We start from the raw sequence: 13,762 nt of genomic DNA on the forward strand, positions 1-13,762 counted from the left end.
CGGCTGACCCCGCAGGATCAACCTGTGATTCGGGTTTCACTGTCCTGGATCAGGTACGTGGACGTCATCGCAGTAACATAGCCGACGCCCACCGGAACGCCGGTCGCGGTCGACACGATTTCCGAGATGTCCTTGATCCGCGATAACAGGCCCACCGCCGAAGTCGATGTGCCGACCCCCGCGACGATGCCCACATACAAGAGGATTGCGCCTCTCCAGGCCGAGGCGAGATAGGCTTTGCCGGCCTCTTCATCGCCCAGGCTGTAAGCAATCACACCCTGAACAATCGAACGCGTGATACGCAGGACGCTGGCCACCAGAGCAACTGGAGGGACAAACAGCGAGATGACATCCACCACCAGTTCCGCGCCAATCAACACGTTACGCCAGAAGATTTCCGCATGCGTGCTCGTCTGATGATCGACATCGTAGATAAGCCGCGACACCATCCTGTCGTATTCGAACCTGAAGTGAGTCACAGGGTCACTGTCCTGCAACCTTGGCGTCGGCAAGGCACCTGAAGCGTTGCGGCAGTTGTCGACATAACGTTGCACCACACCTCTGTCTGCCAACCTGACAAGTCCGACGACATGGCGACCCAGTGCAGCCTCCTTCAATCCCTGAGTCAACGACTCAATGGGACGAAATGCCAGGCCGTCCGGCGCTTTCGGAATGTAGATCAGGTATTCCAACCTGCCTGCCACCTTGCGCCCGAACGTATAGGCGCCCTCCAGCCGTCGCCCCTCGAGCGCCAGTGTATAAACGCCTTCGCCCGGCGCGACACCCGGCTGGAACGGGAGCAGATTGTGAGGACGATCATGATCCAGATCCTCGATCAGCCCCTTCAGCCAATTGAAGCGTTCACCGGAAAGAGAACCCTGCATTTTTTGCGTCAATGCAGCCCTGAGCATTTGGTTCTGCACGATTTTGCAGTAAAGCTTCGCCTTGAGATCGTAAGAAGGCGTTGCCAGGAAATCCTGCCGCAGATATTGCTCATATTTCTCGCCCGGCAATAAGTTGATCAACGCAGTGACAACGGCCGCATTCAAGCGCCCCAGCGGCAAGTTATCCAGGGAGCTGAACGCCACCGGATCATCAGCACGCCAAATCTGCCACTGAATAAATAGATGGGTGAGCGTCATCCAGTCATGTCCACGCAACTTGACGTTCACCCGATCCGGGTCGATTTCCGGATGCGGGCCGGATCGACGCAGATAATCGTTCAACGCCTTCATGACCAGTTTTCGTGAGAAGACAGCAAGCGTTTCGATCTGCAGTGGTTCTTTTGATACTTGGTAGATGGCTTTGAAATCTGTGTTCAGCCTTGTGAAAAGTTCGCGATCTTGCGCCGCGGCCTTCCTGTACCAGCCGGGTGTGACCACCTGTTCTTCAGCAATTTCCCAGCCGACAATGTTATGGATGGCGCCCATCAACGGCCCGTCTTCCATCCCGCTCGCCCATTGCACCAAAGTGACGCCGTCCCACCACCACTGCTGGAACACCGGCCCCGGCTCGACATAGGAGAGATCGTTCTTCACGAACTCCGCACGATCCATGCTGAAAGCCTGCCCGATCAGGAAATCACGATCGCGCTGCTCGAAACCCCACTTGATGAACTGTCTCTTCAATGCCGTCAGATCGGAGAACTCATACCATTGCTGCCCCGTCGGTGCACCAGGAGCGTAGAGCACATGCATCAAACGATCAGGCATTGCGCCTCTGGCACGATAAACGATCATGTCTTTGAACGGTCGGTAATAGCTGCGAAAAGCAACCCCGCTTGCCTCCATTCCCGGATCGCCAAACAGATAGCGCTGCACGATGTCCTGTGCTTTCGGGCTGATATGTTTTTGAAGGAACGCTGCGAAGTTACTAAGCGCGGTCTGCTGACCCAATACTTCCCGCATGGCTTCTTTAACTTGCGGAACGCTGAGGCGATGACGTCGCTCACTGGCGTATTTCAAACGAAGATCAAATTGCCGGACGGCGTATTCGATATTGGAAGCTGTCAGTCGTGGATTATTGTGGAAGGCTTCGAGCTGAATCGAGTATCGCCCTGCGACATCATGCACACCGTACATGAACAACTGCGTCAAGGTTTTACGCTGGACATGCTCAATGTTCCTTGCGCCCATACGTACCGAATGCTTTACCGACACCCAAACGGTATCGGGATCAACGCGATTGGCATCGCCCTGGGAGATATGTTCTTCGACGACACGCCGCACATACTCCTGAAAGGAGGACAGCCCTCCCATCGCCTCATGCAATGCCACCTGGCTTTTGAGCAACTCCTGTTCCAGAGAGGCAAATACTTCCTGATTAGTTTCGCCAGTGTCCTTCAGCCATTGCGGCCGGGCGTTTTTTGAAATCAATGCGAGCAGTCTGGCGGTGCGCCCCTTGGCATCGTCGATCAACTCATCCAGACGTTGAGCCGACTCAATTGAACGGACGATGCTATGCAGATCCGCGCCCGGTTCCTGTAATTGGCGAAGACCGTAAGTAATGTCACGCCGTTGTTTATCAAGCAGATGGGCGATGAACACCTGGAAGAGTTCGCCATGGATTTTCAAGTAACGGATATTAGGAGCACTTCTGATGTGCTCGGCATCCTCCAGTGAAAGACCTTTGAGCAACTGCGCCCGGCTGTTCGCGTCGCTCAGGCGCTGCTCCAGCGAGCTGTGCATCATTGCCGACGTCCGAAACGTTTCCAGCCCTTTTGCGGGGGTGTAAAGGATGAACCAATGATCGTTGGCTGGCACAAGCTCGTCGCTGGTTTGGCCATCCAGACGCATGACGAAACTACAGGCCAGCGTTGCGAATCGTCCGCTTTCCAGTTGCAATGAAAGAGTGTAAGCCGGCGTCTGGGGTTTGCCCCTGAGAAAAGCTTCTAGACTGAGATCTACCTCCGGTATCACCCCTTGCACGTGTATCGTTGCTTTCAACTCTTGCCAGAAAAGCGCCGCATACAAATCCCGCAGCTCACTGCTGCGAGAGGCCAGTTCACGCCCTTTGGCATCCTTGCCCAGAGGCGTTGCCCAATGTCGATCCAGAACTTGCGTGTATTTTTGCTCCAGCGTATCGAGCACATCGCCGATCAATGCCCCCAAGGCAACCACGTCCAGGCCGTCGACCCGGTCCTGCTCATCCGTGGAGTCGCGCCAGTCATAGACGCCGTACTCGCTCGTGTCATAAACAGGGGCACGCCCACGATTCAGACATTCCATGAACACGTCCATGAACAGACCGGTCGGCTCCTGATTCTCAATGCCTGGACGTTGGGCATTGATGTAAGTTTTGCTGATGTAGACCTCCGGCAACAGCTGCTGAAGTTCGTTTAACAAAACGTCTTGCAGGATTGATTTAAACGGCGGGGTTTTCTTCAGCGTTTCTTCCAGCGTGGTAAAACATTCAACCACCCTTCCTAGGTCTTCCTGTATCAACAAAGTTTCCTGAACATTCATATATATATTCCATTAATGCACTTTAAAAAATCAGACAACGAAACACCGCCTGAACAAGTGCAATTAACTTAACGCAAGTAAAACCAATAAAAACACTCCACACTTTGCAAAAAATTAAAAACTCAGGACATCAAAACAGATTCACAACATTATTAAAAAACAATTAACCGCACAAACCCAGCATTCTCGCCCTTGCCACTGCATGAGTCCTCCGTTCAACGCCCAACTTTGCATGAATTCGTCTGACATGAGTTTTAACCGTATGCAATGAGATGAACAACTTATCGGCTATTTGTTGATTGGAATTTCCCGATGCAATCAACTCAAGTACTTGCGATTCTCTCGAACTCAGCGAGCCTTCATTATCACTCTTGTCAGAAAAATGATTGACGGCGTCTGATTCAGACACGTTATCCGGGCAACTTTTATCAAACTGCATCAGCAACCGCTGCAAATCAAAACAGCTTGCCAATGCTCTGCCCTTGTCGAAAAACTGCCGGGCAGATTCCCGTTCGTTCAGCATTGATGCCACTTCGGTCATCGCCAGCAGAAGCTCGGCTTCAAGGCTGAACATCCGGCTTGCGTGCGCTTGCTCGAGCAATAGGTGCAAACGCGCCAACGGCTGCTGCGCCTGGTGCAATCGGGTCTCGGCCAGAATCAGCAAATATTCGATGCGCGGAATCAGCTCCAGGGTAGCCGGTGGTGCCTGCCGCGCGTGGGGCCCGCGATAGTGTTTGAGTACCCGGGCCAACGCCTCACAGGCCAGTTCGGGCCTTCCTTGTTGCAGCCAGAAATCACTACTCAGTTGCAAGAGCGCCCCCCGGTAAACCGTGTCTGGAATCTGCCGTTGTTGCATCAACCGTTCGGCGTCACGCAAACACATGAAGGCCTGCGCGAAATCACCCTGATCGGCGGCCAGTCGCGCCAGGCCGAGAAAGCCGTAGAGCACGCGTTTATCGTGGCTGCGCAGACAGTCGTCAAGACCACGTTGAAAGAACTCGGCGGCCCGCGCTTGCTGCCCCATGCTCAGCGCCAGTCGCCCGCGTCGCAGGGCAATGCGGCCGAGCAGTGGCGTCGGTCGGTCGACAGACTGGCAGAGCAACTCGTGCAGACCGGCGAGCACACCTTCAGCCCGCGCCGCCGCGCCCCTCTGCTCCAGCAATTGCGCATGATCGAGTTCCATCAAACCCTCGAACACCAGCGAACCTTGCGCCCGCGCCAGGCACAAGGCCTCGCGGTTATGGGCTTGCGCCATGTCGAGTTCGCCCCTTAGCAACGCCTGTTGCGTCAGACCGGACAAACACATCAGCCGCGCCGTCCAGCATTCGGGATCGAGTGCGCTCAACGCGTCCAGAAAGTGTGCATGCGCAGTGTCCATTCGCCCCTGCAAATGCAGTAACCAACCCTGCAGGGCCTGCCAGCGTGCAATCAATCGACGCTGAAGCGCCGCTGAGGGTTGAGGCGTGAAATGCGCCAAACGGGCGATGCAGGTGGTCGCCTGTTCGAAACGGCCGGCAAATAACAGCGCGGCGGTAATCAATCCCACCAACTGTGGGCTGCCCAATGTCAGTTCCTCGCCTTGCTGCTCATGCAAACGCAACAAGAGCACCACCGTCTGTTCCTCGAACAAATGCTCGAAACTGAAATGCTGCAACAGGCTGACCGCCACTTCGTACTCCTCGGCGAGCAATGCCTGTTCGAAGGCCGATTTCCAGTCCTGCTCGGCACAGAACCACTGACAGGCACGCCGATGCCAGGAGCGTCCCGCCGGCCATTGCTCATCGCGCAACAACTGGGTGAAAGGGGTGAAAATCTGCAGCCAGTCGGTGGAGTCCCGCCAGGGTTCGATAAAACAGCCCAGCGCTTGCAAGGTCCGCAGGTACTGCGCGCCCTCCCCGGCCCCGAACAGGTGATCGCACAGTCGGGCATTGAAGCGTGGGAAGTGGGCCAGCACACGCCAGGCCTCGCTCAACTCTGGCGTCAGCGAGCTGAACAACTCGTGCTCCAGGTAATCGAGCAAGGTGTCCGCCCGCCCCTGGGGTTTGTCCTGACGCGACCAGTCGCATTTCTGCAGCAGCGCTATCCGCACACCGGCACACCAGCCGCCGGTGCGCTGGATGATCCGACTGGCCACCTTACCCGCCTGATCCGGTACCCAGGGCTGCAACAGTTGCTCGACTTCTCCTGAAGTAAAAGCCAGCGTGGCGCGCTCGCACTCGTACAACTCATCATCGAGCAGCAAACGCGGCCAGTTGCATTGCGGGCGACGACGAGTGCCCAACCACCAGGTCAACATTGGGCTGCTGACCGTTAGCATGCGATCCAGCAACAGGTCCAACTCGGGGTTCGGGACGCGGCAATAGTCATCGAGAAACAGCCAGGTCGGCCTCTGCAATCGGGCCAGATACCCCAGCAACTCGGATTCGCCTGAGGAGGCCAACCCGAATGTCTCTGCCAGACGCTGACGAAAATCCACCGCGCTCAACACCACGCCAGACAATGGCAACCAGCACACCCGGCACTGCGCCGGTGCCTGTAACAGGCATTCGGCGAGCAGCGCAGTCTTGCCACTGCCGGCCGGTGAGCAGAGTAATTTCACACGCGCCGAGGATGCGAGTAACGGCGCACTGAGGCGATCACGCGACAGGTGATGTGAGGACAGACGAGGCAAGAATCCAGAACGGTCGAGACACGGGATCATGGCGGTCATTGCGGCGTGCCTTTTTATAATTGTCCGGCAACCCTAGTCCTCTCGAACCCGCTTGTTGAGAAGTATTCAGCACGCTGATTGGCAGCCATAAAAAAGGCGACCAACCGGTCGCCTTTTGTACTGTCGATGTATCAAAACCCTTACCGAACACCCTCGGCACGCAACGCTGATGGCGTGTAGTCGGCAGCCTTGGCTTCGAAGCCGAATTCGAAACTGTGCTTCTCTTCGTTCTTCATTCCCAAGGCAATGTATCGGCCAGCAATGATGTCGTAGAGCGCTTCGAGGGTGTAGGCCTGGGTCTGGTGATCGTAGTAGTACTGAGCGTGACCTTCGGCCACCCGCCACAGTTGACCGCGACCGTCGTAGTGGTCCGCCAGCGCCACTTGCCAGCTGTCTTCGTCGAGGTACATGTGGCGTTTGGCGTAGATGTGCCGTTCGCTCGGCTTGACCGTACCGATCACTTCCCAGACCCGGTGCAATTCATAGCGGGTCAGGTCCTGGTTGATGTGCCCGGCCTTGACGATGTCATCGTACTTGAGGCTCGGCGAGTCGAGTTTGTAGCTGTTGTAGGGAATGTACATTTCCTTCTTGCCGACCAGTTTCCAGTCATAGCGATCCGGTGCACCGGAGAACATGTCGAAGTTGTCGGAAGTGCGCAGGCCGTCAGCGGCAGTACCCGGCCCGTCATAGGCCACTTGCGGTGCGCGACGCACACGGCGTTGGCCGGCGTTGTAGATCCACGCCAGACGCGGCTCTTTCACCTGATCGAGGGTTTCGTGCACCAGTAGCACGTTACCCGCCAGACGCGCAGGTGCCGTCACCGATTGCTTGAAGAAGGTCAGCACGTTGGCGGCTTTTTCCGGGTCCAGTTCCTTCATCAGTTGCGGTACGGCGATCTCTTCCTCGAAGCGGATCGGCGTGTAGCTGCCGTTCGTTTGCGGGGTCACCTGAGTGATGATGCGTCGCAGATTACCGCCGTGATAGCGGGTGATGTGGTTCCACAGCACCTCGACGCCGGTCTTCGGAATCGGGAAGGCGTAGTAGCGGTTGCCGGTGAAATTGGCCAGGCCGTTACCGTCGTTGATACTGTTCACGTTCAGCGCGGAACGCTTGGCCGATTCGTAAATCTCCGGCGGCACGGCCACGGTGCGATGGGTCGGGTAGACCGGGATCTTGTAGGTTTCCGGGTAGCGCTTGAACATCGCCACCTGACCTTCCGACAACTTGTCTTTGTACTTGTCGACATTGGCGGGGGTGATGACGAACAGTGGTTTTTCGCTGGCGAACGGGTCAGCCAGGAAACCCTTGCTGTCCACCGCACCGGCGTTTTTCGGGATGCCGCCGGTCCAGGCCGGGATCGAGCCGTCGGCGTTGCCGGCCTTCTCGGCGCCCAGCGGAGTGAGGCTGGTGCCCAGTTTGTTCGCTTCGTCAGGCGACACCGCCGCCATCACGTTGGCAGCCAACAGGCTCAGCGCCAGGGCGCCGCATTGCAGAATCATCTTGCGCATCAAATTCATCCTTCTCAGCCAGATCAGAAGTTCACGCCGAAGCTCAGCGCCAGGAAGTCGCGGTCTTCCAGGGTGTTGAAGTCACCGCCGAAGAAATCGGTGTAACTGAGGCTCGCGGTATAGGTGTTGCGGTAGTCGGCATCGACGCCGACGCTGACCGCCTTGGCGCCTTCGTTGAACAGCCCGTTGGGGCCGTAGCCGGCGACGTCGTGGGACCAGGACAGGTTGGGCTTGAGGTTGATCCCGCCGATCACGTTGGCGTAATCGAGGATCGCCCGGGCACGATAGCCCCAGGAGGTCGAGGTGACGAAACCGTCGGTATCGCCGCCAAAACCGTATTGGCCATAGACCGAGTCACGGCCGTAGCGCAGCTTGGTTCGAGACTCCAGGCCACCGACGTGCACCACCGCCGCTTCGCCTACCAGGGTCAGCCGCTGGGCACCCAGCACTTGGTCGAAGAAGTGCGTCAGGGTGCTCTGGATCTGGGTTATTTCCTTGCGGCGGTAGCCTTTGTTGTCGGCACCTGGCGTGGTCGCGATAGGCGATGCCGCGCCGCCTGCGATCGGGTTGAGCAACGCCAGGGTCAGGTCGTTAGTGTTGACTTGCACCGGCGCGTTAGGGCGATAGCTGATCTCGCCGGTCCACGCCGTGCCGGTAGGCAATGTGGTGGAAAAGCTCGCGCCGTAGAGGCGAATGTCTTCCGGATACTCAAGGTAATACTGGCCGCGACCGAGCATCACGCTCTGGGCCAGGGCCGAACCGGTGCCGGGCGCGATTCTGTTGGCGGCAGCGACGATGGCCGGGATCCGTGCCAGCGTGGTCAAGCCGGCAGTGGTGGTGCCGACCGTCGGGGTACGGCTGTGATAGTTCATGAAGTACAGACCGTACTCGGTGTCGTCGCCGAGCCAGCGCAACGCCGTACCCCACTGCCCGGAATCGCGGGCATCGCGGTCACCACCGCGCGGGACGATCACGCCTTCCTGGCTGACCTCGAAGCCTTGGCCAAACGCTGCAGCGATCGGTTGCAACGGTGCGATCGCCGGGCTGGCAACGGTGTAGTTCTTGTTGCAGCCATCGGCCGCCACGTCGACGCCGAAGAAGGTGCCGCAGTTATCGAGAACGGTCTGATCCCATTCCAGTTGATAGAAACCTTCCACCGAGAGTTGGTCGGTCAGGCTTTGGGAGGCGAACAGCATGTTCACCGGAATCAGGCCTTCCTTGATTTCGGCACCAGGACGGCGGAACGCTGAAACGTCGATCGGGTTGATGCTGTTGATCGAGTTGCCGATGAAGGTACTTTCACCCCAGCTGACCACCTGCTTGCCGGCGCGCACAGTGCCTGGCAGATCGGCGATGGAATAGTTGTGATAGACGAAGGCGTCGAGAAGCTGCGCTCCGGAGGACTTGGCGCCTTCTTTACGACCGCTGTCACTGATCGGCTTGAACTCGCGGTCCTCGTCCTTGAGTTCGAAGTCGTACCAGTACTTGCCACGCACGAATACCCCGGTGTCGCCGTACTTCAGTTCGAGGTCGTGAATACCTTTGAAGATCTTGGAGAAAGTTTCGCCCTTCTTGAAGTTCAGCCGCCCGTCATCCCCGGTCGAAGACTGGCCGGTCCCGCCATTGACGACGCCCACCAGGGATTTGTCGGCATCGCGCATGCCCCAGCTCGCACCGATGGACAGCGAAGAGTCAAATGTCCCCTCGATTTCGCCAATGTTGAATGAAACAGCCTGCGCCTGGGCACAGCAACCCAAGGCAACCGCAGCGGCCAGCGCTTGCGGCGTGAAGATGGCGCGCATTGTTGTTTTTGTCATGCGTCTTCCCCGGTGAGTGACAGAAGGGCCCACCCTACTGCCACACGTTGGGAGCGATAAGCGCACCAAGGAGGTATTCGCGATGTACCTCCAAAGGATGAATGCCCGCATGGGACGGCGATTTTCGCGGGTTATGGACGGGCTGGATGGGGGATTATCAACGCAACGCATGGCGTGTTTGCGGAGCCCGCCGCCACTGTTACTCATGCTGCAACAGTTCATGTCATGAATGGCTATATTTCCTTTGGGCTCAAACGCTTATTCTTGCCGGGCTTTCACGGCAAACGGCCAGAAAGCACGAAGCGATGGCAAGCGCCCCGTCCACGCCATTGGCGACAGATTTCAGATGAATTGAAAATTTTCGACTCATCGCCCCGTGTTCACTGACGTTGATTTATAGCTCCTGATCAATCGTCTTACTTTGGCCGCTGCTTTTGCAGCGGCCTTTTTTATGGGCGCTGGTTTTGTGACGGTGGCGAAGACTTGCATGAAGCAAAAGTTGGCGCCCATTACTTAATCCAACTCTGACCTTCCACCACCTACACACTTCTCGGAAACCGACTACACAGTTCTGTAATCACGCGAAGCGCCCCGGCGATTAAGGTTAATAACAAGTCAGACATTCATTTGTAATCACGTACTGACTTCAACCTAATTCACTGCGAGCATTCTTTTTATGAAACCTATTGATTACAACAAGTACCGCGCCACTAAAAGTTTCAACAGCCGAGTACGCTTTCTGATTTTTCACTACACGGCCGGTAACTTCTCCAGTTCGGTCAATGCACTGACCGGCCCAAATGTCAGCGCCCACTATCTGGTTCCCGACATCACCGATCCGAGCTACTTGAAAGCAGGTTATACCGGGCAGGAAGTCTTCAATCTCGTCGACGAAACCAAGCGCGCGTGGCATGCGGGCGTCAGCCACTGGGGCAACCGAAGCAATCTGAACGACACGTCTATCGGCGTTGAAATCGTCAATCTTGCGACGTTTAGCCAAGGGGTTTTCAACTTCCCGCCGTATCAGCCAGAACAAATTGCCGCCATTGAAGAGTTGGCAATGAACATCCTTGAACGCTACCCGGATATCACCCCGACCCATGTTCTGGGCCACTCTGATATTGCGGTTGGACGAAAGAGTGACCCAGGGCCGAGACTCCCCTGGCATGCCCTTTACTTGAAAGGCGTAGGTGCCTGGTTCGACGATGCCACCCGAGACACCTATCTGCAGCAATACAACGAGACCGGCATTCCAGCCCGAACCGAATTGCTCAAACTGTTCAAGACTTATGGGTATGACGTTTCCGGCGCGTCAACGGAACAAGGCTTCACACACCTTGTTCGGGCATTTCAGCTGCACTTTCGCCCGGAAACGTACGACGGGATCATGGATGCGCAAACGACAGCGAATCTGGCGGCATTGGTTCACAAGTATTTTCCTTGAGAGCCGCTGCAAACCAGGCTTCAGGTCCGAAGGTTAAGAACCAGCAAGGTCAAGAACGGCGACTTTGCTGATTTCCATTAACCCGAGTACTTCTGCAAATTCCCCATCATTTCCTTCAGCGCTTCAATGTTGTCCTTCGGATGCACCGCGCCTTCGAAATCGCAGATCTGCTGCCAATGCGCCGCTACCTCTTCCGGGGAGAAACCAACCCGCGGATCGAACCCGGCCCCCAGGCTTCGTTCCCAGCGGACCTTGCCCATCCAGCCGCCGCCAACTTCAAACAACCCGGAGGTTTCCTGGCAGTTCTCGCTGGCGAGGTACACCACCAGCGGGCTGACCAGTTCCGGTTTGAGTTGTTCGAAGACTTGCGGCGGGATCAGGCCTTCGGTCATGCGGGTGCCGCCGGTGGGGGCGATGGCGTTGACCAGGATGTTGTTCTTGCGACCTTCGATGGCCAGTGTGCGGGTCAGGCCGTAGAGGCCGAGTTTGGCCATGCCGTAGTTGGACTGGCCGAAGTTGCCGTAAATGCCCGAGGTCGAAGCGGTGAAGATGATGCGGCCGTAGTTTTGCTCGCGCAGGTGCGGCCAGGCGGCGCGGGTGACTTTGTAAGCGCCTTCGACGTGGACGCGATAAACCAGGTCCCAGTCGCCGTCTTCCATTTTGTGGAAAGTCTTGTCCCGCAGAATCCCGGCGTTGTTGACTACCACGTCGACACGGCCAAAAGCGTCGAGGGCGTTCTGAACGATTTTGTCGCCGTCGGTGACGGAGTCATGGTTGGACTCGGCGATGCCACCTGCCTCGCGAATTTCGGCCACCACCCGGTCTGCCGCCGAAGCGTTTGCGCCTTCGCCCTGAGCCGAGCCGCCGAGATCGTTGACCAACACTTTGGCGCCCTGTTTGGCGAACAGCAGCGCGTGCGCCCGGCCCAGGCCACCGCCTGCACCCGTGATGATCACCACTTTATCTTCGAAGCGCACAGACTCATTCATTGGGGGACTCCAGCAGGCCAGGGGATTATAAGTTCGAGTGTCAGGCACGACGATGCGGGTCACAATGAACTGGGGTGAGGCTGAATGGTGCGCAATAAGGCAGGGGGATAATCAGGAGCAGGCGACCCTGCGCGGCGGTGAAACCAGCTGATCGCGAAACTCCAGATAATGCTTGAGCACCTGCCCCGGTGCCTCGGTCTGAGGGTAGTGGCCAATGCCGGGCAACGAGACCGTGTCCGGATTCGGAATCAGTTCCCGATAGCGCTCGACCATGTGCGCGCCGGAGATCGGATCGACTTCACCATCGATCACCCGCAACTGCACTTCATCACGCTGCATGGCTGCGACCCAACGCTCGCGCTGGGCACGCCGCTCAGGGATGTAGGCGATCAATTTGTGCATGATCCGCGGCCCATGATTGCTCTCGATCAGGCTCCAGAAATCATCCATTTCGCTCTCGGTGGGACGGCTCTGCGGACCGAAGATCTGCCGAAAACTCTTCACCAGACCGCCACGGGAAAAGGCTCGCCCGATCATCCAGCCCAAGGGGCTGAGCAGGAGTTTTTGCATCAATATCGGGCGATGGGTTTCGGGAAAGAGACCGCCATTGAGGAACACACAACTGGCGACATCAATGCGCGCTTCGTAATGCCGGGCCAACAGTTCCTGGGCCACGCTGTCGCCATAATCGTGGGCCAACAGGTGCACCGGCTGCTCGACTTTCACGTGTGCCAGCAAGGCCTGTTGCAGATCGGCCTGCTCCAGCAGGCTGTATTCGTGGTCCACCGGTTTGGCGGAATCACCGAAGCCGAGCATGTCGCAGGCAATCACTCGATAGCGCTGGGTCAGCGGCTGCCACAAGAAATGCCAGTCCCAACTGGCGGTGGGGAAGCCATGAATGAGCAACAATGGCTCACCCTGCCCCGCCGTCCAGTAACGGATGGTCTGGCCACGGAATACAAACGTCTGGCCGCGTTTGCGCCAGACACTCAGGGGGATCTCGGCGAGAGGCATTAGAGTTTATAACCCGGGTCTTGTTTATCGAGTTTGCGCAGCAGCGCTGGCCAGGCCAGTGCGCCGCCCATCCCTTGAGCGCTTTTGGTGACACCGGCGATCATCGCCTTGGCGCCCGCCAGAATCTGCGGTTCGATGGCGATCAGTTCGGCGCCACCGTTCTGCGCCAGCACCTGGATATCGCAGGCACGCTGGAAGGTAAACATCATCAGGAACGTGTCGGCGATGGTAGCGCCACAGGTCAACAGACCATGGTTGTGCAGCATCAGGAAATTGTTTTCGCCGAGGTCGGCTTGCAGTCGCGCCTTCTCTTCATGGTTTAGCGCAACACCTTCGTAGGCGTGATAAGCCAGGCTGGACAGGACAAACAACGACTGTTGACTGATCGGCAAAATGCCTTGTTTCTGCGCCGATACCGCAACACCCGCCGCGGTATGGGTGTGCAGCACGCAGACGACATCGTGACGAACCTCGTGCACCGCGCTGTGGATGGTGTAACCCGCCGGGTTGATCTCGTAAGGGCTGTCCATCAGCTTGTTGCCAGCCTGATCGACCTTGACCAGGCTCGACGCGGTGATCTCGTGGAACATCAACCCGAACGGATTGATCAGAAAGTCTTCGGTGCCGGGCACCTTGGCCGAGATGTGGGTAAAAATCAGATCATCCCAGCCATGCAGGGCGACCAGGCGATAGCAGGCAGCGAGGTCGACGCGGGTCTGCCATTCGGCGGCGCTGACCTGGTCTTTGACACTGTGTGGTGATTGGGCGGGGGCTACATTCACGGCAAGGAACCTCTAATTTTTATTTTTGGGGTTT

General features: G+C 57.3%; 8 protein-coding genes. 1 reads left to right on the forward strand and 7 read right to left on the reverse strand.

Translation table 11 applies throughout. The features are described 5' to 3' along the window. Window positions 1-17 precede the first annotated feature (17 nt). The 4 genes from ACYZT5_RS19490 to ACYZT5_RS19505 all read right to left on the reverse strand — a co-directional run bounded on the left by ACYZT5_RS19490 (window position 18) and on the right by ACYZT5_RS19505 (window position 9,499). Entirely contained in the window at window positions 18-3,464 is a 3,447-nt protein-coding gene (locus ACYZT5_RS19490) for a dermonecrotic toxin domain-containing protein (RefSeq protein ID WP_462046994.1), read from the reverse strand. Window positions 3,465-3,627: 163 nt separating this feature from the next. Next, entirely contained in the window at window positions 3,628-6,174 is a 2,547-nt protein-coding gene (locus ACYZT5_RS19495; RefSeq protein WP_462046995.1) for a LuxR C-terminal-related transcriptional regulator, read from the reverse strand. Window positions 6,175-6,314: 140 nt separating this feature from the next. Then, the gene (locus ACYZT5_RS19500; RefSeq protein WP_462046996.1) at window positions 6,315-7,682 is read right to left on the reverse strand and encodes a DUF1329 domain-containing protein; all 1,368 of its coding nucleotides are present in this window, start codon (window positions 7,680-7,682) and stop codon (window positions 6,315-6,317) included. 23 nt (window positions 7,683-7,705) lie between these two features. Next, window positions 7,706-9,499 carry a DUF1302 domain-containing protein gene (locus ACYZT5_RS19505; RefSeq protein ID WP_462046997.1) on the reverse strand — a complete coding sequence of 598 codons (1,794 nt, stop codon included), beginning with the start codon at window positions 9,497-9,499 and terminating at the stop codon, window positions 7,706-7,708. Between the two features lie 676 nt (window positions 9,500-10,175). Between ACYZT5_RS19505 and ACYZT5_RS19510 the strand changes: the two genes are divergently transcribed. After that, on the forward strand, window positions 10,176-10,943 hold the full coding sequence (locus ACYZT5_RS19510) for an N-acetylmuramoyl-L-alanine amidase (protein WP_462046998.1): 768 nt from the start codon (window positions 10,176-10,178) through the stop codon (window positions 10,941-10,943). 77 nt (window positions 10,944-11,020) lie between these two features. Here ACYZT5_RS19510 and ACYZT5_RS19515 read toward each other — a convergent pair whose 3' ends face one another. The 3 genes from ACYZT5_RS19515 to ACYZT5_RS19525 form a co-directional block, all read right to left on the reverse strand. Continuing rightward, window positions 11,021-11,932 carry an SDR family oxidoreductase gene (locus ACYZT5_RS19515; protein ID WP_462046999.1) on the reverse strand — a complete coding sequence of 304 codons (912 nt, stop codon included), beginning with the start codon at window positions 11,930-11,932 and terminating at the stop codon, window positions 11,021-11,023. A gap of 111 nt (window positions 11,933-12,043) precedes the next feature. Continuing rightward, window positions 12,044-12,946 (reverse strand): alpha/beta fold hydrolase, encoded by a 903-nt coding sequence (locus ACYZT5_RS19520; RefSeq protein WP_462047000.1) that lies wholly within the window; start codon window positions 12,944-12,946, stop codon window positions 12,044-12,046. After that, window positions 12,946-13,728, reverse strand: coding sequence for a class II aldolase/adducin family protein (locus ACYZT5_RS19525; protein ID WP_462047001.1), 783 nt, complete (start codon window positions 13,726-13,728; stop codon window positions 12,946-12,948). Before ACYZT5_RS19525 ends, ACYZT5_RS19520 begins: the two co-directional genes overlap by 1 nt. Window positions 13,729-13,762: the final 34 nt, after the last annotated feature.

It is taken from the genome of Pseudomonas sp. LB3P14 (assembly GCF_054898045.1).

What these genes read in the sequence shown, in the direction of transcription:
- ACYZT5_RS19490 (WP_462046994.1), bottom strand. Translation starts at nt 3,464, where the DNA reads ATGAATGTTCAGGAAACTTTGTTGATACAGGAAGACCTAGGAAGGGTG.
- ACYZT5_RS19495 (WP_462046995.1), bottom strand. Translation starts at nt 6,174, where the DNA reads ATGACCGCCATGATCCCGTGTCTCGACCGTTCTGGATTCTTGCCTCGT.
- ACYZT5_RS19500 (WP_462046996.1), bottom strand. Translation starts at nt 7,682, where the DNA reads ATGCGCAAGATGATTCTGCAATGCGGCGCCCTGGCGCTGAGCCTGTTG.
- ACYZT5_RS19505 (WP_462046997.1), bottom strand. Translation starts at nt 9,499, where the DNA reads ATGACAAAAACAACAATGCGCGCCATCTTCACGCCGCAAGCGCTGGCC.
- ACYZT5_RS19510 (WP_462046998.1), top strand. Translation starts at nt 10,176, where the DNA reads ATGAAACCTATTGATTACAACAAGTACCGCGCCACTAAAAGTTTCAAC.
- ACYZT5_RS19515 (WP_462046999.1), bottom strand. Translation starts at nt 11,932, where the DNA reads ATGAATGAGTCTGTGCGCTTCGAAGATAAAGTGGTGATCATCACGGGT.
- ACYZT5_RS19520 (WP_462047000.1), bottom strand. Translation starts at nt 12,946, where the DNA reads ATGCCTCTCGCCGAGATCCCCCTGAGTGTCTGGCGCAAACGCGGCCAG.